At 69.4% G+C, this 21,243-nt stretch carries 17 protein-coding genes; 7 read left to right on the forward strand and 10 right to left on the reverse strand.

What is annotated here, in order from left to right; all coding sequences use genetic code 11:
• Positions 1 to 14: 14 nt before the first annotated feature.
• From murQ to KY572_RS46150, 4 genes are all read right to left on the reverse strand, one after another.
• Complete coding sequence (murQ, locus tag KY572_RS46135) at positions 15 to 923, reverse strand: N-acetylmuramic acid 6-phosphate etherase (RefSeq protein ID WP_224250194.1); 909 nt, start codon at positions 921 to 923, stop codon at positions 15 to 17.
• 17 nt (positions 924 to 940) lie between these two features.
• Positions 941 to 1,132, reverse strand: coding sequence for a 50S ribosomal protein L28 (gene rpmB, locus KY572_RS46140; protein ID WP_224250195.1), 192 nt, complete (start codon positions 1,130 to 1,132; stop codon positions 941 to 943).
• Positions 1,133 to 1,232: 100 nt separating this feature from the next.
• Entirely contained in the window at positions 1,233 to 2,744 is a 1,512-nt protein-coding gene (locus KY572_RS46145) for an NAD(P)-binding protein (protein ID WP_224250196.1), read from the reverse strand.
• A 126-nt stretch (positions 2,745 to 2,870) separates the two neighbouring features.
• Positions 2,871 to 3,569, reverse strand: coding sequence for an HAD family hydrolase (locus KY572_RS46150; RefSeq protein ID WP_224250197.1), 699 nt, complete (start codon positions 3,567 to 3,569; stop codon positions 2,871 to 2,873).
• Between the two features lie 164 nt (positions 3,570 to 3,733).
• Between KY572_RS46150 and KY572_RS46155 the strand changes: the two genes are divergently transcribed.
• Positions 3,734 to 8,773: a CARDB domain-containing protein gene (locus KY572_RS46155; RefSeq protein WP_224250198.1), complete on the forward strand. Its 5,040-nt coding sequence runs from the start codon at positions 3,734 to 3,736 to the stop codon at positions 8,771 to 8,773.
• A gap of 332 nt (positions 8,774 to 9,105) precedes the next feature.
• Here KY572_RS46155 and KY572_RS46160 read toward each other — a convergent pair whose 3' ends face one another.
• Genes KY572_RS46160 through purM form a run of 3 tightly spaced genes read right to left on the reverse strand, consistent with a single transcriptional unit; the run spans position 9,106 to position 11,287 of the window.
• Positions 9,106 to 9,594 (reverse strand): DUF523 domain-containing protein, encoded by a 489-nt coding sequence (locus tag KY572_RS46160; protein ID WP_224250199.1) that lies wholly within the window; start codon positions 9,592 to 9,594, stop codon positions 9,106 to 9,108.
• A complete protein-coding gene (gene purN, locus KY572_RS46165; RefSeq protein ID WP_224250200.1) occupies positions 9,591 to 10,256 on the reverse strand; it encodes a phosphoribosylglycinamide formyltransferase in 666 nt (221 codons plus the stop codon). The genes KY572_RS46160 and purN overlap by 4 nt, the downstream gene beginning before the upstream one ends.
• Positions 10,253 to 11,287, reverse strand: coding sequence for a phosphoribosylformylglycinamidine cyclo-ligase (purM, locus tag KY572_RS46170; RefSeq protein ID WP_224250201.1), 1,035 nt, complete (start codon positions 11,285 to 11,287; stop codon positions 10,253 to 10,255). Before purM ends, purN begins: the two co-directional genes overlap by 4 nt.
• 91 nt (positions 11,288 to 11,378) lie before the next feature.
• Here purM and KY572_RS46175 point away from each other — a divergent pair, with 91 nt between their 5' ends.
• The 6 genes from KY572_RS46175 to KY572_RS46200 all read left to right on the forward strand — a co-directional run bounded on the left by KY572_RS46175 (position 11,379) and on the right by KY572_RS46200 (position 18,861).
• Complete coding sequence (locus KY572_RS46175) at positions 11,379 to 13,763, forward strand: CHASE2 domain-containing protein (RefSeq protein ID WP_224250202.1); 2,385 nt, start codon at positions 11,379 to 11,381, stop codon at positions 13,761 to 13,763.
• A 77-nt stretch (positions 13,764 to 13,840) separates the two neighbouring features.
• The gene (locus tag KY572_RS46180; protein ID WP_224250203.1) at positions 13,841 to 14,491 is read left to right on the forward strand and encodes a Crp/Fnr family transcriptional regulator; all 651 of its coding nucleotides are present in this window, start codon (positions 13,841 to 13,843) and stop codon (positions 14,489 to 14,491) included.
• 1 nt (position 14,492) lies between these two features.
• Positions 14,493 to 15,248 carry an MBL fold metallo-hydrolase gene (locus KY572_RS46185; RefSeq protein WP_224250204.1) on the forward strand — a complete coding sequence of 252 codons (756 nt, stop codon included), beginning with the start codon at positions 14,493 to 14,495 and terminating at the stop codon, positions 15,246 to 15,248.
• Between the two features lie 67 nt (positions 15,249 to 15,315).
• A complete protein-coding gene (gene accD, locus KY572_RS46190; protein WP_224250205.1) occupies positions 15,316 to 16,167 on the forward strand; it encodes an acetyl-CoA carboxylase, carboxyltransferase subunit beta in 852 nt (283 codons plus the stop codon).
• Positions 16,168 to 16,405: 238 nt separating this feature from the next.
• Positions 16,406 to 18,370, forward strand: a complete 1,965-nt coding sequence (locus tag KY572_RS46195) for a nucleoside-diphosphate sugar epimerase/dehydratase (RefSeq protein ID WP_224250206.1) — start codon at positions 16,406 to 16,408, stop codon at positions 18,368 to 18,370.
• A gap of 83 nt (positions 18,371 to 18,453) precedes the next feature.
• Positions 18,454 to 18,861 (forward strand): hypothetical protein, encoded by a 408-nt coding sequence (locus KY572_RS46200; RefSeq protein WP_224250207.1) that lies wholly within the window; start codon positions 18,454 to 18,456, stop codon positions 18,859 to 18,861.
• A gap of 27 nt (positions 18,862 to 18,888) precedes the next feature.
• Here KY572_RS46200 and KY572_RS46205 read toward each other — a convergent pair whose 3' ends face one another.
• The 3 genes from KY572_RS46205 to KY572_RS46215 all read right to left on the reverse strand — a co-directional run.
• Positions 18,889 to 19,839 (reverse strand): GNAT family N-acetyltransferase, encoded by a 951-nt coding sequence (locus KY572_RS46205; protein ID WP_224250208.1) that lies wholly within the window; start codon positions 19,837 to 19,839, stop codon positions 18,889 to 18,891.
• An 86-nt stretch (positions 19,840 to 19,925) separates the two neighbouring features.
• Positions 19,926 to 20,879, reverse strand: coding sequence for a GNAT family N-acetyltransferase (locus tag KY572_RS46210; RefSeq protein WP_224250209.1), 954 nt, complete (start codon positions 20,877 to 20,879; stop codon positions 19,926 to 19,928).
• 2 nt (positions 20,880 to 20,881) lie between these two features.
• Positions 20,882 to 21,243, reverse strand: a 362-nt coding sequence (locus KY572_RS46215; RefSeq protein ID WP_317987997.1) for a UDP binding domain-containing protein, incomplete at its 5' end; no start/stop codon positions are given.

Below are 21,243 nucleotides of genomic sequence, written 5' to 3' on the forward strand. Positions count from 1 at the left end.
CGGCCTGGCGGGGGTTAGCGCGGAGTCTTCCGCAGCTCGCGCAGCGAGGAACCCTGGAGTCGCTCCTGGGCCTCCTCGCGGCCCAGCCCGGTGAAGTGCATCGCGAGCGCCACCTTCACGGAGCCGCCCGCGGAGCCCAGCAGCTTGCGGGCCCTGGCGAGCGGCAGCTCCGTCAGCTCCGCCACCATCCGCACCGCCCGCGTCCGGAGCTTGGCGTTCGCGGGCTGCACGTCCACCATGCGCCCGCGGTACACCTTGCCCAGCGCCACGAACGCGGCCGTGGTGAGGGCGTTGAGGATCAGCTTGGTGGCCGTGCCCGCCTTCAGCCGCGTGGAGCCCGCCACCAGCTCCGGGCCCGTGGGCGCCAGGATCAGGATGTCCACCTTCGTGCGGGGCCCGGGAGGGTTGCAGCACACGAACACCGTGCGCGCCTTGCGCCGCCGCGCCTCGGCCAGCGCCCCCAGCACATAGGGAGTGGAGGCACTGGCGGAGATGCCGCACACCACGTCCCTGGGGCCCGCCCGGAAGCGGCGCACCGCCTGGGCTCCAGCGGCCTTGTCGTCCTCGGCGCCCTCGACGGCCTGCGTCAGCGCACGCCGGCCCCCGGCGATCACCGCCTGGACCTGGGATGGAGACGTACCGAAGGTAGGCGGGCACTCGCTGGCGTCGAGCACGCCGAGCCGCCCGCTGGTGCCGGCGCCCACGTAGAGCAGCCGGCCGCCTGCCCGCAACGCATCCGCCACGGCCCGAGCCGCTTCCGCCACGGAGGGGAGCGCGACGCGGACCGCTCGAACGGCGGCCAGGTCTTCCTGATGCAGCCGGTGGACGACCGCCTCGATCGAGAGGAGGTCCAGGTCGTCCGCCCGGGGATGAAGCCGCTCGGTGGGCGGGGGCGCGAGCGGAATCGAACGCGGCCTTCCCACCCTCGAGTGCCTACGGATCAGGCGGCCTTGACGACCTTGCCCGCCTTGATGCAGCGGGTGCAGGCCAGGACGCGCTCGGTCCGACCCTCGACGTTGGCCCGGATCTTCTGGAGGTTCGGCAGCGTCCGCTTCTTGGTCTTGTTGTTCGCGTGGGAGACGTTGTTACCCACGAGCGGCCGCTTGCCACAGATGTCGCACTTCCACGCCATGACAGCCAACTCCTTGAAAACAGGGGCTTTACAGGCTCTGCCCCGAAAAGAGCGGCGGAACCTACCAGAATTCCCCTGAAAATCCACCCCGGTTTTGCCATCACCCCTTGAGGGGGTTCTTCTTCTTGAGCATCTCCTGCACGAGCCGCGCGGCGCGCATGCCCGCGAGGAACTCGCCCTCCAGGCCCAGGCCGGGGAGCACCTCACGGCCGGCGAGCAGGATGTTCTTCGCCGGCGTGCGCTGCTTCAAACCCGTGACGCCCAGGAAGGCTTCCGACTCGAAGCTGTAGAGGGGGTGGGGCATGAGCCTGCTGCCTCGCACGCCGCTGGCGTCCAGGTACGGCGCCGAGCGCAGTACCCGCTGAGCCTTCGTGAAGGGCATCAGCGCGTCCAACTGCGCGTCGATGCGCTGCGCCAGCGCCTGCATGTGCTCCTCGCCGAGATCCCTCACGCTGGCCGGCACGAAGGCGCCTGCGCACACCACGCGCAGGGACTCGTCCTCCTTGCCTCCCGGGGTGCGCGCCGGGTGCACCTGGATCATCAGGGGCCGGAGCTCCGGGTCCTCGGTCTCCACCAGGAGCAGCTCGCCCATGCCGCGCGGCAGCGCGTTCACGGGCACCACCCAGTTTACCGAGAAGAGGATGGATTTGGTGGAGGCCGCGTCGAGCTGCTCCAGCAGGCCGCGGTGCCGCTTGCGGTCCGTGACGAGCCGCCGCAGCGCCCCCGAGTCCATGGCGGCCACCAGGCACGAGGCCCGGTAGATGACGTCCGAGCGCACCAGCTTCACTCCGGCGAAGCGGGCCCCATCGAAGGTGAGCTCCTCGACGACGAAGCTCTCGGAGTTCTCGCGGGTGAGCACGTCGCCGCCCAGCTCGGTCAGCCGTCGGACGAGCAGCTCGCGCAGGCCCTCGTTGCCGCCGGGGAAGCGCTGGGGGGCCTGGAGCGCCTGGGACAGGGGCCGGGCGAGCGCCAGGGGCGAGGAGGCCTCGTCCAGGTAGATGAGGAACGGCAGCATCCCTCGAAGCAGGGCGCCGGGCGGGGTGTTGTTGGACAGGCGCGGGTGCGTCTCCAGGCCCGGGTGCTGGCCGATCTTCTTCTTCAGGCCCCAGGCCTCGAAGAAGCCGTCGGGAGGCAGGGCGGGCTGCTCCTTGAAGAAGGCGTCGCTGGCCTCGTGCTGCGAGGCGGTGGCGTTGAGCGCCGAGAGCAGGCCCTCGGCGGTCTCGCCGAACTCCCGGGCCAGCTCGGCGCGGCGGCGCGTCGCGTCGGAGTGCAGATCCACGCGGTGCCGCGGGAGGATGAGCTGCAGCTCGGGGAGGTGGGGGCGCAGGGAGCGCTGGACGGCGGTGGTGAGGCCCAGCTCCGTGAAGGCCTCCTCCACCGCGGGCATCGTCTTGAGGGCGGGGGAGACGGAGGGCGCGTAGGGCAGCACGTAGCCGCCGTGCTCGTAGCCCGTGCCGGTGCCGTCATGATCGATGAGCAGCACCCGGTGGCTGCGCTTGGCCAGCAGCGCGGCCGCGAGCGCCCCGCCGATCTGGCTGCCCAGGATGATCACGTCATACACATGCCGGGAGGGACCCGAGGGGAGCTGGAGTCTGGCGGCTTGCGTGGCCATGCGAGGGACACACACTACACAACGTCCGGGCTCCTCGCGCCTTTCTGGTGCGCCGGGGCTGTTCTGTCGCTGTCCATGACTCCTGGCGTGTCCAGGTGCCCGGACTGGGGGAGGAGTCCCGCCGGATCAGCACCCCGGGGCGCGAGAGGGGGTGATCAGCAGCCGCGCCTCCAACTCGGGCGGGAGCGTGGCGAAGTCCGGAGCTACGAAGTGGGCGCCCGCCTCCCGAAGCACCTCGGGGGGCGTGGTCGTGGTGATGCCCACCGCCGTCATCCCCGCCGAGCGCGCCGCGAGGATGCCGTTCACCGCGTCCTCGAAGACGACGCAGGAGGCGGGGTCCACCTCGAGGAACCGCGCGGCGGAGAGGAAGATGTCCGGTGCGGGCTTGCCCCGGGTCACCTCCTCGGCCCCGACGACGCGGGAGAAGAGGGAGCGGATGCCCAGCCCGTCGAGCACCAGCCGGCGATTCTCGGTGGGCGCGGCCGTGGCGACGGCGAGGCGGGCCCCGGCGCCTCGGAGGCGGGCGATGAAGGCCTCGGCCCCGCGCATGAGCGAGAGGTGAGGGGAGTAGAGGCTGCGGTAGTGGGTCTCCTTCTCCTCGGCCAGCCGGGTCAGCTCCTCGGGAGCCACGGGCCGGCCGAGCAGGACGGGGAGGATCTCCTCGTTCTTCTTCCCGGCGAACTCCCGCTCGAACCGCTCCGCAGTGGCGTCCACCCCCAGGCGCTGGGAGAGGGCCACCCACGCCTCGGAGTGGTAGCGCATGTTGTCGACGAGGGTCCCGTCCATATCGAAGATGACGGCGTGCAGGAGCGCGGGCAGGGTCATGCCCCCCCATTACCGCGTCTGTCCCCCTACGTGGACCCAGATCAGCTCCGTGTAACGAAACTGTAAAAGCCCAATATCCTTGAAAATGTCACCCCATCCGCTTAAGGAGCAAAACCGGAAAACCGCCTGTGCGGTGGGATCCCATACAAGGACTGGGGGACTGCATGAAGCGATGTCACAGAGAAGCCCTGCTGGGCGCTGTGCTTTTGAGCGCGGTGGGGTGTGGAGCGCCTGAGGAGGCGAAGCAGGGCCAGGGTGGCCCGAAGGTGACGCTGCAGCAGCTGGCGACGGATCCGGACTTCGTGGTGACGAAGGTGTCCGCGCCCACGAGCGCCACGCCGGGCAGCACGTTCCAGACGACGGTGGAGGTCTGCAACCGGGGCGGGTCGGGGAGCGGGGTGGACGTGAACCTCTACTTCTCGGATGACGGCGCCATCTCCCCGTCGGATTTCTGGGTGGAGAGCCTCTACGTGGCCTACCTGAGCCCCGGCCAGTGCCAGCGCGAGAGCCTCTGGATCTCCGCGTCCGTGCCCATGGACGGGCCCTGGTACCTGGGGGCGTACGCGGACCCCTACGGCAGCCAGCTCGAGGACAACGAGGACAACAACGGCCTGGCCAGTCCGGTCATGGGCATCGGCTACGGCGCGGACTTCGTCATCACCTCGGTGACGGGCCCGGACAGCGCGACGATCGGCGCCCCGATGACCGTTCAGGTCACGGTGTGCAACCGCGGCACGGAGCCGGACTCCACGGACGTGGAGCTGTACCTGTCCGAGGATGAGTTCATCTACCCCAACACCTCGCCCGGGCCGTACGAGGACTCCTATGTGGGCGACGCCCAGGTCGACTACCTGTTCCCTGGGCAGTGCCGAACGGTCCCCGTGTTCGGCCCCGCCAACCTCCCCAACTATCCCATGGTGGAGGGGGCGTATTACCTGGGCGCGGTGGTCGATCCGGATGGCAACCAGCAGGAGCTGATCGAGGACAACAACGCGCTGGCGGGCTACCGGATGGGCGTGGGGCACGGGCCGGACTTCGTCATCCAGTCGGTGACGGGGCCCTCCGGCGCGGACGAGGGCCAGCCGATCTCCACGAAGGTGACGGTGTGCAACCGCGGCACGCAGCCGGACTCCACCGAAGTGGCGGTGTACCTGTCCGTGGATGACAGCATCAACCCCGGCGACCCGCCGGGGCCTGCCGAGGACCTCTTCGTGGGCATGGCTTCCACCGACACCCTCCATCCGGGGCAGTGCCGGGCGGTGTCCGTGAACGGCCCCGCTCATGCGCCCGAGCCGGGCTTCGAGGGCCCGTACTACGTGGGCGCCGTGGCCGACCCGAATGGCAACCAGGAGGAGCTGATCGAGGACAACAACGCGCTCGCGGGCTATCGGATCGGCCTGGGGCATGGCCCCGACTTCGTCGTCACCTCCGTGACGGGCCCTGCCAGCGCGGGGTTCGGCGCGCCGATCACCGCGCGGGTGACGGTATGCAACCGCGGCACGCAGCCTGGCTCCACGGAGGTGGAGGCGCTCCTGTCCGCCGATGACGTCATTCGCGCCCACGTGTCGCAGGGCCCGGCCGAGGACTATCCGCTGGGCTCGGCGCACACGGACGTCCTCCCGCCGGGGCAGTGCGCGACGCTCTCCGTGAATGGCGGCGCCTATGCGCCTCCGCCGTTCACCTGGGGGCCGTACTTCCTGGGCGCGGTGACGGATCCGTACGGCAGCCAGGAGGAGCTGATCGAGGACAACAACGCGCTCGCGGGCTATCGGATCGGCCTGGGGGATGAACCCGACTTCGTCGTCACCTCGGTGACGGGGCCTGCCAGCGCTCCGCATTCCCATCACTTCGTCGCGCAGGTGACGGTGTGCAACCGCGGCACGCGGCAGGGCTCCACGGAGGTGGAGACCTACGTGTCCGCGGATGACGTCATCCGATCCCACGCGCCGCCGGCCTATCCCGAGGACTATCCCATGGGCTCGGCCTACGTCGACAGCCTGTATCCCGGGCAGTGCCGCACGGTGCCCGTGGAAGGCGGAGCCTATGTGCCTCCGCCTGGGAACTCGGGCCCGTACTACGTGGGCGCGGTGGTGGATCCGCGCGACGAGGATGAGGAGCTGATCGAGGACAACAACGCGAACGCGGGCTACCGGATGGGCGTGGGGTATGGCCCCGACTTCGTCGTCACCTCCGTGACGGGCCCCGCCAGCGCGCAGTTCGGCCAGTCAATCACCGCGCAGGTGACGGTGTGCAATCGCGGCACGGAGCCGGGCTCCACGGAGGTGGAGGCGTACCTGTCCGAGGACGAGACCATCCGTGCCAACCTGCCGCCGTACTATTACTCCGAGGACTACCTCCTGGGCTGGACCTACGTCGACTTCCTGCATCCCGGGCAGTGCCGGACGGTCCCCGTGGAGGGCAACGCCTATCCGGCTCCGCCAGGCTTCGAGGGGGCGTACTACCTGGGCGCGGTGGTGGATGCGCAGGGCACCGAGCAGGAGCTGATCGAGGACAACAACGCGCTCGCGGGCTACCGCATGGGCCTGGGGCATGAGCCGGACTTCGTCGTCACCTCGGTGACGGGCCCTGCCAGCGCGGAGAGTGGTGCTTCCTTCATCGCGCAGGCGACGGTGTGCAACCGTGGCACGCGGGCGATGTCCACGGAGGTGGAGGTGTACCTCTCCTTCGATGAGGTCATCCGGCCCTATGTGTTCCCGAACCCGCCCGAGGACGCGTATGTGGGCGTGGGCTCCACGAACATCCTCGCGCCGGGCCAGTGCGCGACGGTGCCCGTGCCGGCCACCGCGAATACGCCTCCGCCGGGCGGTCCGGGCCCCTATTACCTGGGAGCCGTGGTGGATCCGTATGGCAACCAGGAGGAGCTGATCGAGGACAACAACGCGCTGACGGGCTACCGGATGGGTGTGGGGCACGGGCCGGACTTCGTCATCCAGTCGGTGACGGGCCCCGCCAGTGCGACTCCAGGCCAGCTCATCACCGCGCAGGTGACGGTGTGCAACCAGGGCACGGCGCTGGAGTCCTCGGACGTGGAGGTCTACCTGTCCGCGGATGACGTCATCCGGACCCAGCTGTCGCCGGGCCCGGGCCAGAGCGAGGAATCGTATCTGGGCTCGGCTCCCACGGGAGGCCTCTACCCGGGGCAGTGCGCCACTGTGGCTGTGAGTGGCAATGCCCAAATTCCGTCGCCGGGGCTGCCGGGAGCCTTCTACGTGGGCGCGCTCGTCGATCCGTATGGCTTCGAGCAGGAGCTGAACGAGGACAACAACGCGCTGGCGGGCTACCGCATGGGCCTGGGGAATGACGCGGACTTCATCGTCACCTCGGTGACGGGGCCCTTCAGTGCCGAGTACGGCGAGCAGTTCACCCCGCAGGTGACGGTGTGCAACCAGGGAACGCGGCCGGACATCGCGTCCGTGGAGGTCTACTTCTCCGTGGATCAGGTCATCCGTCCCTACAGGCCGGAGGACAATCCGCCCGAGGATGGGTTCGTGGGCTCGGTGTCCACGGGCGAGCTCTACCCGGGCCAGTGCGCCACGGTGTCCGTGGAGGGCTACGCCCAGCCGCCCCCGCCGGAGGTGGAGGGCCCCTACTACGTGGGCGTGATCGTCGATCCGTACAACCACCGGCCGGAGCTGAACGAGGACAACAACGTGCACGTGGGCTACCGCATGGGCGTGGGGCACCAGACGGACTTCGTCGTCACCTCGGTGACGGGGCCCTTCAGTGCCCAGAACGGCCAGTCCATCACCCCGCAGGTGACGGTGTGCAACCGCGGCACGCAGATCGGCTTGACGGATGTGGAGGTGTACCTGTCCGCGGATGAGATCATCCGTCCCCAGGGGCCGGAGAGCCCGCCCGAGGACTCGTTGGTGGGCGTGGCCGTCACGGAGGAGCTCTACCCGGGCCAGTGCGTCACGGTGCCCGTGAGTGGCAGTGTCAATGCGCCGTCTCCGGGTGGCGAGGGTGCGTACTACGTGGGAGCCATCGCTGATCCCTATGGCCAGCGGCCGGAGCTGATCGAGGACAACAACGCGCTGGCGGGCTACCGCATGGGCGTGGGGACGCAGGCGGACTTCGTCATCACCTCGGTGACGGGGCCCTACAGCGCCCGGCCTGGTACGCCCTTCACGGCCAGCGTCGGCATCTGCAACCGCGGCCAGCAGTCGGGCACGACGGACGTGGAGCTGTACCTGTCCGCCGATGCCAACGTGCGGGTGTCCACGCCTCCCATTCCCCCCGAGGACTTCTTCCTGGGGGTGGTTCCGAGCGTCTCCCTGGCCGCGGGTGGTTGCACCACCCGGTCCCTGTCCGTGACGGCGCCCCCGGTTCCGGAGGGGGCTTATTACCTGGGCGGCGTGGCCGATCCGTATGGCAACCGGCCGGAGCTGATCGAGGACAACAACGCCAAGGCGGGCAGCGTCATCGGCGTGGGCACCAGGGCGGACTTCGTCGTCACCACGGTGGCGGGGCCGTCCAGCGCGAAGCCCGGCATGGCCTTCACGGCCAACGTCACCGTGTGCAACCGCGGCCAGCAGCAGGACACGGCGGATGTGGACGTGTACCTGTCGGCAGATACCACTGTGCGGGTGGTCGCGCCCCCGGCTCCTCCCGAGGACCACTACCTGGGGACGGTGACGGGCGTCTCCCTGGCGGCGGGTGCCTGCGCCACGCGGCCCCTGTCCGTGACGGCGCCTGAGATCGAGGAAGGTGCCTACTACCTGAGCGCCGTGGCCGATCCGTACGGCAACCGGCCGGAGCTGATCGAGGACAACAACGCCAAGGCCGGCAGTGTCATCGGTGTGGGCAACAAGGCGGACTTCGTCATCACCGCGGTGACGGGCCCCTCCAGCGTCAGGCCCGGCGCTACCTTCACGGCCAGTGTCACGGTGTGCAACCGCGGCCGGCTGGCGGATGTGACGGACGTGGCCCTCTTCTTCTCCACGGACGCCGACATCCGCGTGCCCACGTCTCCAGCGCCGCACGAGGACATCCTTCTGGGCTCCCTGGCTGGCGTGTCGCTCGGGGTGGGGGCCTGCTCCACTCGCTCCATCGTGGTGAATGGCAACGTCCCCAGCCCCGGCACGTACTACCTGGGCGCCGTGGCGGACGCGTCCAATACACGCGTGGAGCTGATCGAGGACAACAACGCCAAGGCCGGCACCCAGATGTCCGTCGCGCCCTGAGGTGAGGCGGGATGCCCCCCCCGTCCTGGCCGGTGAGCTGGGACGGGGCGGGCTTCTACTGGGCCCATGTTTACATGGCGGTCCATTGGAAGAGCACCGAAGCGCTCCTGGCGAGGTAATGGCCTATGCGGCGATTGGAGATCGTTGCGATTCCTCCTACGGAGCCGCAAGAAGCGAAGCAGCGGTTTCGTGATTGGGTAGAGGCGAATCGGCAGCTCCTGGGGGAACTGTCCGAGAAGGACGTAGTGCTCGACGTCATCCGGGCAAGCGATGGACGCACCTTGTATCGCTACCGGGTGTTCCTGACGGTCATTGACTCGTGACGGAGAACCTCAGAGCTCCTCGTCGCTGATGACGATGATTCCCGCGGAGTGGAGGAGGGCGGCCGCCACGCCCCGGCCGGGCACCACCACTCCGTCCACGTGAGTACCCTGCGTGCCACACGAGGGGCTGCGCTCCTTGAGTACCGCCACGGTGGCTCCGAACCGCTGAGCCGCCTTCAAGGCCAGCTCCGCGCCGTAACGGAACTCCTTCGTCCGATCCTCCCCCGTGGCCGCTACGACGGCCTGGGCCCGACCCTCCAGCACCGCCTCGCCTGTACCTCCGCGCAGCTCCACCGCCGGCCGGGGAATACCGAGCCCCGCTCCCGTCTCCGGGCACATGGGCACCACCTCCTTGCCCTCCAGCGCCCGTATCACCGGACTCGAGCCCTTCGACTTCCCGTCGTACCGGCACGCCTCGCCTAGCAGGCACGCGCTCACCAGCACCACCCGGGCCTCGCGCAGCGCCGCCAGCCGCTCCTCGCGCGTGCGCTCCATCATCGCGGCGCTCCCGGGCTGCGCAGGCTCAGCTCGCCCACCGTGGGCTCGGCCTCCACCCGCGTGCGCGCCCCTTCCATCGTCACCTTGCCCGTCACCGCCAGCCGTACCGCCAGCGGGTAGAGCCGGTGCTCCTCCACGAGGATGCGCGCGCTCAGGCTCGCCTCGTCATCCCCCGGCAGCACCGGCACCGCCGCCTGCGCGATGATCGGCCCCGTGTCCGTCCCCGCGTCCACGAAGTGCACCGTGCACCCGGCGATCTTCACCCCGCGCTCCAGCGCCTGCCGCTGCGCGTGCAGCCCCGTGAATGCCGGCAGCAGGGAAGGGTGGATGTTCAGCACGCGCCCTGGAAACCCCGCCAGGAACTCCCCGCTCAGCAGCCGCATGAAGCCGGCCAGGCACACCCACTCCACGCCCGCCTTGCGCAGTTGCTCCCCGAGCGCCCGCTCGAAGTCCACCCGGGAGGCGAACGCCTTGTGATCCATCACCACCGCGGGCACTCGCGCCTTGCGCGCGCGCTCCAGCGCGAACGCCGTGGGCACGTTGGACACCACGCAGGCCACCTCGGCCGGGTAGTCCGCCTGCGCGCAGGCGTCCAGCAGCGCCTGCAGGTTGCTGCCGCTCCCGGAGACGAGCACGCCCAGCCGGGCCCGCCCCGCGCTCATGGCTCGATGACCGCCGTGGCCTCGCCCTGTCCCGACTCCACTCGCCCCACCTCCGTGGCCTTCACACCCCGAGCGTTCAACGTGCTCAGCGCCTGGGCCACATCCTCCTTCGCCACCACCACGATGAGCCCCAGCCCCATGTTGAAGGTGGAGAACATCTCGTCCCGCGCCACGCCGCCCAGCCGGGCAATCACGTCGAAGATGGGCGGCCGTGCCCACGCCTTCTCGCTCAGCACCGCCCGAGTCCCATCCGGCAGGCAGCGTGGCAGGTTGCCCGGAATCCCGCTCCCGGTGATGTGCGCCATCCCCTTCACCTTCACCGCCTTCATCAGCGCCAGCACATCCTTCACGTAGATGCGCGTGGGCTCCAGCAGCGCGTCCGCCAGCGGCCGATCCAGGCCCTCGGGCGTCTCCGTCAGCGCCAGCTTCCGGTCCTCCAGCAGCACCTTGCGCGCCAGCGAGTAGCCGTTCGAGTGCAGCCCCGACGAAGGCAGGCCGATGAGCGCATCGCCCGGCGCCACCGTCCGCCCGTCGATGATCTCCGAGCGCTCCACCACGCCCACGCAGAAGCCGGCCAGGTCGTACTCGCCCCGCGTGTAGAAACCCGGCATCTCCGCCGTCTCGCCGCCGAGCAGCGTGCACCCGGCCAGCTCGCAGCCCTGCGCGATGCCCTTCACCACGTTGGCCGCCGCGTCCACCTCCAGCCGCGAGGTGGCGAAGTAGTCCAGGAAGAACAGGGGCTCGGCGCCACAGGTGAGGATGTCGTTCACCGACATGGCCACCAGGTCGATGCCCACCGTGTCGTGCCGCCCCGCCAGGAAGGCCACCTTCAGCTTCGTGCCCACCCCGTCCGTGCCCGACACCAGCACCGGCTCGCGGTACTTGCCCGGCGGCAGGGCGAACAGCCCTCCGAAGCCACCCACTCCGGCCACCACCTCCGGACGCATCGTCCGCGCGGCATAGGGCTTGATCCGCTCGACGAACGCGTCGCCTGCCTCGATGTCCACTCCGGCCTGCTTGTAGGTCGTCACGGGCGGCCTTCTACCGGCAAGCCCCCGCCCTTGTCTCGCCCGCTGAAGCGGAGGTGTCGCGTTTGCGGCTACCATGGGGCCTCCCTTCCGGATGAAGACACTTCTCTCCCGCAACCGCTTCGAGGCCCTCGCCCTGGGGCTCGCCGTCCTGTTCTGCGCCCTGCACGTGTGGGTGGACGACTCCCCCGTCATCGGGAGCCGCGGGGACGGCCGACAGACTCCCTTGCTCGTCCGAGCGGTGCAGATCGCCGAGGGCCGCGCCACGGACCTCCAGTTCGCCCTCCGGGGCCCGCGTCCCGCCCACCCGGATGTCGTCGTCGTGGCCGTGGACGAGCGGAGCGCCCAGCGCTACGGGCTCTGGCCCTGGCCGAGGGACCTGGTGGCCAAGGCCATCGACCGCCTGCGCGAGGCCGGGGCGGGAGCGGTGGGGCTGGACATGATCTTCGCCGACGAGGTCGCCGACGGCCGCGCCCAGGCCTACCAGGGTGCCCTCGAGGAGCTCGAGCGGGCGTTACAGCAGGCCCCCGAGAGCGCCTCCGCCCTCGACGCCTACCGGGACGAGCTGCGCCGCCGGGCCGCCATCAGCGCGGACGCCATGCTGGCTGCGGCGCTCGCCCGCTCCCCGCAGGTGGTCCAGGGCGTCATCGCCTATCCCGACACGGACCGGGAGCAGTTCGCCAGCAAGGCCGAGGAGTGGAAGCAGCAGCTCGAGTCCCACCTCATCCGCGAGTTCCGAGGGGAGATCCTCCGGAGCTCGCCCGACGGCAAGGTCCAGACGCCGCCGCTGGAGGTGGACCTCTCCCGGCTCCAGAGCTGGACCATGGAGTCCGCCCAGCTCCCGCTGCCCCTGTTCGTCAAGGCCAGCGAGCGCCTGGGCTTCTTCAACATGGCCGCGGATCCGGACGGCACCCTGCGGCGCGTGCCGCTCTTCGCCCTGCTCCAGGGCCCCAAGGGGCTGATCCCCTCGCTGGAACTCCAGACTGCGGCCGCCTACCTGGGCTCCGAGGTGGAGGCGGTGGTCGTCCCCTCGGAGCACCTCGTCACAGGTGCCCGCCTGCGCCGGCCGGACGGCAAGGTGCTGCCCCTGCGCGTGCCCCTGCTGGAGGACGAGCCCTTCATGCTCATCAACTACCCGGGGCCCTCCAGCAGCTTCACCACCCTGAGCCTGTCCGACGTGGTGGACGGCTCCTTCGCGCCCGAGGCGGTGCGCGGCAAGGCGGTGCTCGTCGGCGTCACGCTGGTGGGCAACTTCGACCAGCGCGTCACCCCCTTCAGCGAGATCGAGCCCGGCGTCTTCGTCCACGCCGCCACGCTCTCCAACATGCTCGCCCAGGACTTCCTCACGCGGCCGTCGGAGGCGCAGCCGCTGGAGCTGCTGTTCATGTTCGGCGCCGCCGTGCTGCTGGCCCGCCTGCTGCCCCGCGTGCGCTTCGCCTGGAAGCTGGGGGCCATCACGCTCCTGGTGGCCGCCTGGCTCACCGTGGATCAGCTCCTCTTCACCCGGGGCATCCAGGTGGCCACCGTGCTGCCGCTGACCAGCCTGGTCACCTCCGCCTTCGCCGTCATCTTCCTGGGCTACTTCTCCGTGGACGCGGAGAAGGCCCGCCTGCGCGACACCTTCCAGCACTACCTGGACGCCAGCGTCATGGAGCAGGTGCTCCAGCACCCCGAGAAGCTCAAGCTGGGCGGCGAGCGCAAGGAGCTCACCGTCCTCTTCTCGGACATCCGCGGCTTCACCTCCATCTCGGAGCGCCTGTCTCCCGAGCAGCTCGTCGCCTTCATCAACGAGTACCTCACCCCCATGACGGGCGTCGTCTTCGAGAACGGGGGCACGCTCGACAAGTACATCGGCGACGCCATCATGGCCTTCTGGGGCGCGCCCGTGGATCAGCCGGACCACGCCCTGCGCGCCTGCGCCACCGCCCTGGGCTTCCTGGAGAAGCTGGGCCCGCTGCGCTCCCGCTGGCGCGCCGCCGGCCTGCCCGAGGTGGACATCGGCGTGGGCATCAACACCGGCCTCATGAACGTGGGCCACATGGGCACGCAGAACCGCTTCAACTACACCGTCATGGGTGACGCGGTGAACCTGGCCTCCCGCCTCGAGGGCCTCACCAAGGCCTATGACACCCGGATCCTGATCTCCGCCGGCACCTACGCCCAGACGAAGGGCCACGTCACCGCCCGCCGCCTGGGCGTGGTGCGCGTCAAGGGCAAGCGCGAGCCCACCGACATCTACGAATTGCGCGCCATGGGGGCCCCCGCTGGCAGGGACGCCGACGCCATCCAGGCCTTCGAGGCCGGCGTGGCGCGCTTCCTCTCCCGGGACTTTCCCGAGGCCGAGGCCCACTTCCGCCAGGTGCTCGCCCTCTGGCCCGAGGACGCCCCCAGCCTCCGCTACCTGGAGGAGATCAATACGCTCAAGTGGAATCGTCCCGGACCGGACTGGGATGGGGTGTTCACCGCGACCACGAAGTAGGCCCCCCGGGAGCAGGGCGTCAGAAAGCCCCTCGAAATTTGACCCCGGGGGTGGGGACTGGTTGACTCGGTCTCCAGATGGGCGCCGAGGAAACCCTCTTTCAACGTTTCGGCAAGGAGTTTGCCAAGGGCACGGTCCTCTTCCAGGAGGGAGAGCCGGGCAAGGACATGTTCGTCCTTCAGTCCGGGAAGATCTCCATCTCCAAGAAGGTACGGGACGTGGAGAAGGTGCTCGCCGTGCTCGGGCCCGGCGAGTTCTTCGGGGAGATGGCCATCATCTCCAACAAGCCCCGCAACGCCACCGCCACGGTGATGGAGGACGCCAAGCTCCTCGTCATCGATCCCAAGACGTTCGAGGCGATGATCCGCGGCAACGCCGAGATCGCCGTGCGGATGATCAAGAAGCTGGCTGAGCGTCTGTCCGAGGCCGACGCCCAGATCGAGAACCTGCTGCTGTCCGATCCCGCCAGCCGCGTGGTCCACCAGGTGCTCCAGGTCTGCCAGACGCGCGGCCGGCCCATGGAAGAGGGCATCGAGGTGGACTTCCCCGTCCGCGAGCTCCCTCGCCTGATCGGTGTGGGTGAACCTGCCATCCGCCACATGCTCGATCGCCTGGAGCGCGCCGGGCTCATCGAGCGCAGCGGTGACAGACTGACCGTGTATGACACGGCGAGGCTGCACGACTTTCTGCAGTACCTCGAGATGAAGTGGAAGTTCGGAGACCTCTAGTGTGAAGCTGCAAGTCCTCGGCTGTCACGGTGGCGAGCTGCCCTCGTGCCGGACCACATGCTTCCTCGTGGACGACGTGCTCGCGCTGGACGCGGGGGCGCTCACGAGCACGCTCACGCTCGATCAGCTCTGCAGGGTGGACGACATCCTCGTTGGCCACAGCCACTTCGACCACATCAAGGACTTGCCGCTGTTGGCCGACCTGGTGATCGGCCGGCGGGACCGCCCCGTCACCATCCACGCCTCGCGCGAGTGCGCCCGGTCGCTGCGCGAGTACATGTTCAACAACTCGCTCTGGCCGGACTTCACCGCCATTCCCACCAAGAAGAACCCGGTGCTGCGCATCAAGGCGTTCCGCGCCGGCAGCACCTTCCAGGTGGGCCGCTACAGCGTGCAGTCCATCCCGGTGAGCCACCCGGTGGAGTCCTGCGGCTTCGTCATCTCCAACGGCCAGTCCTCCATGGCCATGAGCGGCGACACGGGGCCCACCGACAAGCTGTGGCAGGTGCTCAACGGGGTGAAGAACCTCAAGGCGCTGCTGCTGGAGACCAGCTTCCCCAACGCGCTGCAGGAGCTGGCGGACCTGTCCGGCCACCTCACGCCCCGCACCGTGCAGCAGGAGCTGGCCAAGTTCGAGCGCAACGGCACCAGCGTGCTGCTCTACCACCTCAAGCCGGCCTTCGTGAGCCAGCTCAAGCGCGAGCTGTCCGGACTCCCAGTGGAAATCCTGGAGCTGGGCGACACCTTCGAGTTCTGAGCTTGACGGGCTGCGTCGTAGCCGGGGGTTGACGGACGCCCCCAGGCGGATTAACCCCGCGCCTCCCATGGCCTGGTTCTCCAAGAAGCCCCGTATCTCCACCCGCCAGGAGCCCACCGCTGAAGAACAGCCCTCGCGCATGCAGGGCTTGTGGGCCAAGTGCGAGAGCTGTGACGAGATCATCTACCGGCAGGAGCTGGAGAAGAACTGGATGGTGTGCCCGCACTGCGAGCACCACCACCCGTGGACGGCGCGCGCCCGGCTGGGCGGCCTGCTGGATCCGGACAGCTTCGAGGAGTTCGACAAGGAGCTGGAGCCGCAGGATCCGCTCGGGTTCGCCGACTCGAAGAAGTACAAGGACCGGCTCAAGTCCACGCGCAAGAACCTGGGAGAGAACGACGCGTTCATCTCCGGGGTGGGCCGCATCGAGGGCCACCAGGTGTCGGTGGGCTGCTTCGTGTTCGAGTTCATGGGCGGCTCCATGGGCTCGGTGGTGGGCGAGAAGGTGACGCGCGTGTTCGAGCGCGCGTACGAGCTGAAGTGCTCGGCGCTGATCTTCTCGGCCTCCGGCGGCGCGCGCATGCAGGAGGGCATCTTCTCGCTGATGCAGATGGCGAAGACGTCCGCGGCCATCGCGCGGTTCCGCACCGGCAACAAGCCCTACGTCTCGGTGATGCTGCACCCGACGACGGGCGGCGTGGCGGCCTCGTTCGCCTGGCTGGGGGACATCATCCTGGCCGAGCCCAAGGCGCTCATCGGCTTCGCGGGCCCGCGCGTCATCGAGCAGACGATCCGCCAGAAGCTCCCGGAGGGCTTCCAGCGCTCGGAGTTCCTGCTGGAGCACGGGATGATCGACGCCATCGTCCCGCGCAAGGAATTGCGGACGAAGCTGGGGCAGGTCCTCGGCCTGCTGGGCTGAGCCCGCTCCTCTCTCCAAGAACCTGGGAAAGCGCTGCCCTGAGGGACGGGGTTGGCGCCCGGTGCCGTGCACGCGGCTCGTCTTCCGGTGCCAGCGCTCCAGGGCAGCTTGGAACCCGAGCGATCCCTCCCCACTGTCTGGCCGCCAATCGGGGGAAGCGCTGCGCGACGTTTCCCACCCGACGAGGCAGGGCGAGCCGGGTGGGGGGAATGTGCCAGCGCTTGGGGGAGGAGAACCGATGGCGCAAGGAGTGATCGGAGAAGTTCTTCCGGGGGCCGATCGTCCAGGCGATCCGTGGGATGGGAGTCCACGGTGGTCGCCCCACTTCCGCTCGCTGTACGTCCTGGTGCTGGACGGGGCGATCACGGTGGGGGCCCTCTTCTGCGCGGCGCTGGTGCGCTTCGATGGGACGATGCCCGCGCAGTGGCAGGCGGCGCTCGAGCAGCGGTTGCCGTTGCTGCTCGCGCTGCGCCTGGCCGCGGTGATCGGGTTCGGGCTGCACCGCTGGTCCTTCCGCAGCTCGGGGCTGAGCGAGGCGGGGCGGCTCGTCATGGCCAACGCCCTGGCCACGGTGGCGTTCGAGGCCAGCCGGTCCTTCTTCCACTTCGAGCCCCTGCCGCGCTCGGTGATCGCGCTGGAGTTCTTCTTCACCACGACGCTGATGGGCGTCTACCGGTTCGCCCCGCGGATGGCGCGGCAGTGGTACCTGGATCAGCGGCGCTCGCGGGCGCGCGGCGCGCGGCGGACGATCATCGTCGGGGCGGGCAGCGCGGGAGATCTGCTGCTGCGCGATCTGCTGAGCACGCCGGAGGGCCCGTGGCACGTCATCGGGCTGGTGGACGACGATCCGGGCAAGCGCGGCACGTTCCTCAACGGCAAGCCGGTGCTCGGGTCCATCGAGGCGCTGCCGGAGCTGGTGACGAAGCACCGCGTGAGCCAGGTGCTGATCGCCATCCCCCGCCTGTCCCCCGAGCGCATCCGGCACATCCTGGGCCTGTGCAAGCACCAGAGCGTGAGCTTCAAGATCATCCCCGCCTCGTTCGCGTGGCTCGATCAGAAGATCACCGCGGCGATGCTGCACGATCTCAGCCCGGAGCACCTGCTGCCCCGGGACGCCATCGCGTTCGACCAGGAGGAGATGCACAAGCTGGTCGCGGGGCGCCGCATCCTCGTCACCGGAGGAGCGGGCTCCATCGGCAGTGAGATCGCGCGCCAGGTGGCGGGGCACGCGCCCGCCTCGCTCGTGCTGCTGGACATCAACGAGAACGAGCTCTACCTGCTGGTGCGCCAGCTCCAGGAGCGCCACCCGCAGCTGAAGGTGAGCTCCATCGTGGCGGACATCCGGGACCTGGACCGGCTGATGCGGGTGGGCCTGGAGCACCGGCCGCAGTACGTGTTCCACGCGGCGGCGCACAAGCACGTGCCGCTGATGGAGGACTCGCCCGAGGAGGCCATCAAGAACAACGTCTTCGGGACCCAGAACGTGGCGCTGATGGCGGACGCCTGTGGCGCGGAGCGCTTCGTGCTCATCTCCACGGACAAGGCGGTCCATCCCAGCTCGGTGATGGGGGCGTCCAAGCGGCTGGCGGAGATGGTCATCCGTGACATCGCGAGCCACTCGCGCACGGCCTTCACGGCGGTCCGCTTCGGCAACGTGCTCGGCTCGGCCGGCAGCGTGGTGCCCCTGTTCAAGCAGCAGATCCAGCGCGGCGGGCCCGTCACGGTGACGCACCCGGACTGCACCCGCTACTTCATGACGATCCCCGAGGCGGTGGGGCTCGTGGTGATGGCGGGGCTGGGGGGCTACGGGGAGCTGTGCATCCTCGACATGGGGGCGCCGGTGCGCATCGCCGAGCTCGCCGCGAACATGATCACCATGGCGGGCATGGTGGTGGGCAAGGACATCGCCATCGTCTACACGGGGCTGCGTCCCGGGGAGAAGCTCGAGGAGACGCTGCTGAGCGAGGAGGAGGAGCGCACCCACCAGGTGCGCAACCGCATCAAGGTGGCCCAGAGCCCGGCGCCGCCGCCGGACTTCCACGAGCGGCTCGAGCGGCTGGGGCGGGCCGCGCGCGCCGGTGACGTGCTGGGCGTGAAGCTCGCGCTCTGCGGCCTCATCCCGACGTACACCCCGTCGAAGCTCGGCGGTGCGGTCCCCGTGGCGGACCAGACCTCGAGCGCTCAGTTCCGGGTCGTGCAGTAGGCCGGAGCCCGGAGCCGGCTCCAGACGGGCGGAGCCTGGAGCCCACGGCAGGGGGCCGGGGGGGCCCCGGAAGGGCAAGCGTCATGCGTCGTACGCGAGGTTGGGTCACCGTCATCATGCGACTGACGGTGCTGGTGGCGGGAGCTGCATCCGGGCAGGAGGCGGTCGGAGCGGGAGAGAAGACGCTGCAGGAAGTGCGCTGTGGTGACACGATCACCCGGAGCACCCGGCTCACCCGAGATCTCGAGTGTCCAGGTACACCCGTGCCCGCGCGGCGGGTCGCCAGCGCGGGTGTCGTCCGCGATCTCGGTGGCTATACCGTGCGCCGAACCGGGGAGGACACGTTCGGCACGGAGGGCATCGCCGTCGAGGCCGACAGCACGGTGAGGAACGGGACGATCCGAGGGTTCGGCCTGGGGTACGTGCTCGACGGCGGCAGCCACGTGACGCTGTCCCGGCTCACGTTCATCGACAACACGGTGGCCGCCTGAAGCATGGGAGGGTGCCTCGGTCCGCGCTCAGCGGCGAGGCACCCGGTAGGCCGGGAAGTAGTTGTCGGCGGTGTGGGTCTCCGCGAGACGGGAGTACACCGCCGGCTCGCAGATGATCTCGTGGGTGCGGAGGCGGAAGCTCGCGTTGGAGAAGCCCCGCTTGAAGTCCTCGAGGCCGTCCCCCGGCTGGATGCCTCCCCCCAGGTTGAGGGGGAGCCCGAGCTGGGAGGAGAGCTCGGTCAGCGCCACGAAGACGTTCTTGGCGGGGGAGCGGGCCAGGTCCGCGTTCGCCGTACCGCCCAGGTAGTAGTGCAGCACGCCGTCGCTGGCGACGCCGATCGCCGCGGAGGCGATGTGGCCCTCCGGCGCGCGAGTCATCGCCAGCCAGGCGGCGGGGGAGCAGAGCAGGCTCTCGAAGTACGCGTCCGAGAAGAAGTACCGGGAGCTCGCCTCGTCGCGGACCATGGTCTGCCGGTAGAGCTCCTTGAAGCACTCGCGCTCCTCGAGCGAGGCCTCGAGCACCGGGCGGCAGGTGTTCACGAAGCCCAGGCGGAAGTTGCGTCGCAGGTGCCGGCGGTGCGTCTCCCGGAAGGTGATGGGGCGGCGGGAGTCGATGAAGAACACCTCGTTGCGCTCCGTGCCCTCCGCGAAGCAGCGGGGGCCCATGATGCGGTCGCGCACGAAGATGCTGACCAGCTCGGTGCCCTTCCAGTCCACCGCGTGCTTGGGCACCTCGCGCAGCCGGTCCATCACCCCACCGGGATAGCCATAGGGGGAGACGGCGTCGCGATAGGGCGTGCCCGGGATGGGCCGGACGATGAGCGGGAGGAACAGCGCGCCCTCCGGGCCGCCGTCGATGATGAGGGTGTGCGTGACGCCCTCCGCGCGCAGGTGGTGCTCCGAGCGGAAGTAGTCCGTGGACAGCGCCAGCTTGCCTTCATCGGGGCTCAGGATGGCCCTCAAGTGCGTCGTCACCATGTCCGCAGCTCTCTCCGTTCCCATCGCAAGATCACCGTCCGGACAAGCGCCCGGTTACGCACCGAGGCCGCGCTCGGCGTGGGGCTTCATCCGGGCCGCGGGGCACGGTAGGCGGGGAAGTAGTCCGTTCGCGCTCGCTCCGCCGACAGCCGCTCATACGTCTCTGGATCGCAGATGAGCTCGTGCGTGTAGAAGCGGGAGGTCGCGTTGGCGAAGCCCCGCTTGAACTTCTCGATGCCATCTCCCGGGTGAACGCCTCCTCCCAGGTGCACCGGAGCCTTGAGCTTCGCGGAGAGCTCGACCATCACCGGGATGTCATTCTTGGCCGGCGACTGCGCGAGGTACGGATCCGAGGTCCCTCCGATGTAGTTGTGCAGGTAGCCGTCGCTGAGGACGGCGATGGCCGAGGAGGCGACCTGGCCATCCGGAGCGCGGGTCGTCACCAGCCAGGCGACGGGGGAGGAGAACGCCTCCGCGAACCACGTGTCCGAGAAGTAGTACCGGGCGGTCGCCTCGTTGCGGGCCATGGTCTGCCGGTAGACGCGCTTGAGCTCCTCGCGCTGCTCGGGCGAGGACTCCGGCGCGGGGCAGTACGTCGTCTCATAGCCGAGCCGGGCGTTGCGGCGGATGTCCGCGCCGTGGTCCTTGCGGAACTTCACGGGGAGACTGCTGTCGATGAGGCTCACCTCGATCCGGGCGGTTCCTCCCGCGAAGCAGCACGGGCCGCCGATGCGGTCACGGACGAAGATGCTGACCAGCTCGGTGGCTGTCCAGTCAACCGCGTGCTTGGGCACCTCGCGCAGCCCGTCCAGGACTCCGCCGGGGAAGCCATAGGGAGAGATGGCATCGCGGTAGGGCGTGCCCTCGATGGGCCGGACGACGAGGGGGATGCGCAGTGTGCCCTCCGGGCCGCCGTCGATGACGAGGGTGTGCGTGACACCCTCCGCGCGCAGGTGGTGCTCCGAGCGGAAGTAGTCCTCCGACCGGGCGGACCTTCCCGCGTCAGGGACCAGGAGGGCCCTCATTGGCGTCGTGCTCATGCCTAGGCCTTCATGATCTTCTCGCGCCCCAGGCCCACAGGCTTCGTGGCGTTGCGCGTGTCGATGACACACTGGGACCGCTGCACCACCATGGCGTAGTCGATGCACGAGTGGTCCGTGAGGATGACCACCGCGTCGTACTCGCCCAGCATCTCCGGAGACAGCGGCACCGACGTCAGCTCGTAGTGGAAGCCGTGGCCCTTCTCCAGCCTCGGCACGTACGGATCGTGGTAGCGGACCTCGGCGCCCCGCTCCTTGAGCAGCGAGATGACCCGGAGGCTCGGGCTCTCGCGCATGTCGTCGATGTCCTTCTTGTAGGCCGCGCCCAGGCACAGCACCTTGGCGCCATTCAGCGTCTTCTTGC

This window comes from Hyalangium gracile (assembly GCF_020103725.1).
Lineage (GTDB): Bacteria > Myxococcota > Myxococcia > Myxococcales > Myxococcaceae > Hyalangium > Hyalangium gracile.

Excerpts from the sequence above, each read along its gene's own strand:
- KY572_RS46195 (WP_224250206.1), top strand. The coding sequence starts at position 16,406 with ATGGCGCAAGGAGTGATCGGAGAAGTTCTTCCGGGGGCCGATCGTCCA.
- rpmB (WP_224250195.1), bottom strand. The coding sequence starts at position 1,132 with ATGGCGTGGAAGTGCGACATCTGTGGCAAGCGGCCGCTCGTGGGTAAC.
- KY572_RS46175 (WP_224250202.1), top strand. The coding sequence starts at position 11,379 with ATGAAGACACTTCTCTCCCGCAACCGCTTCGAGGCCCTCGCCCTGGGG.
- purN (WP_224250200.1), bottom strand. The coding sequence starts at position 10,256 with ATGAGCGCGGGGCGGGCCCGGCTGGGCGTGCTCGTCTCCGGGAGCGGC.
- KY572_RS46150 (WP_224250197.1), bottom strand. The coding sequence starts at position 3,569 with ATGACCCTGCCCGCGCTCCTGCACGCCGTCATCTTCGATATGGACGGG.
- accD (WP_224250205.1), top strand. The coding sequence starts at position 15,316 with ATGGCCTGGTTCTCCAAGAAGCCCCGTATCTCCACCCGCCAGGAGCCC.
- KY572_RS46155 (WP_224250198.1), top strand. The coding sequence starts at position 3,734 with ATGAAGCGATGTCACAGAGAAGCCCTGCTGGGCGCTGTGCTTTTGAGC.
- KY572_RS46180 (WP_224250203.1), top strand. The coding sequence starts at position 13,841 with ATGGGCGCCGAGGAAACCCTCTTTCAACGTTTCGGCAAGGAGTTTGCC.
- KY572_RS46210 (WP_224250209.1), bottom strand. The coding sequence starts at position 20,879 with ATGAGCACGACGCCAATGAGGGCCCTCCTGGTCCCTGACGCGGGAAGG.
- KY572_RS46205 (WP_224250208.1), bottom strand. The coding sequence starts at position 19,839 with ATGGTGACGACGCACTTGAGGGCCATCCTGAGCCCCGATGAAGGCAAG.
- KY572_RS46200 (WP_224250207.1), top strand. The coding sequence starts at position 18,454 with ATGCGTCGTACGCGAGGTTGGGTCACCGTCATCATGCGACTGACGGTG.
- KY572_RS46145 (WP_224250196.1), bottom strand. The coding sequence starts at position 2,744 with ATGGCCACGCAAGCCGCCAGACTCCAGCTCCCCTCGGGTCCCTCCCGG.
- KY572_RS46160 (WP_224250199.1), bottom strand. The coding sequence starts at position 9,594 with ATGATGGAGCGCACGCGCGAGGAGCGGCTGGCGGCGCTGCGCGAGGCC.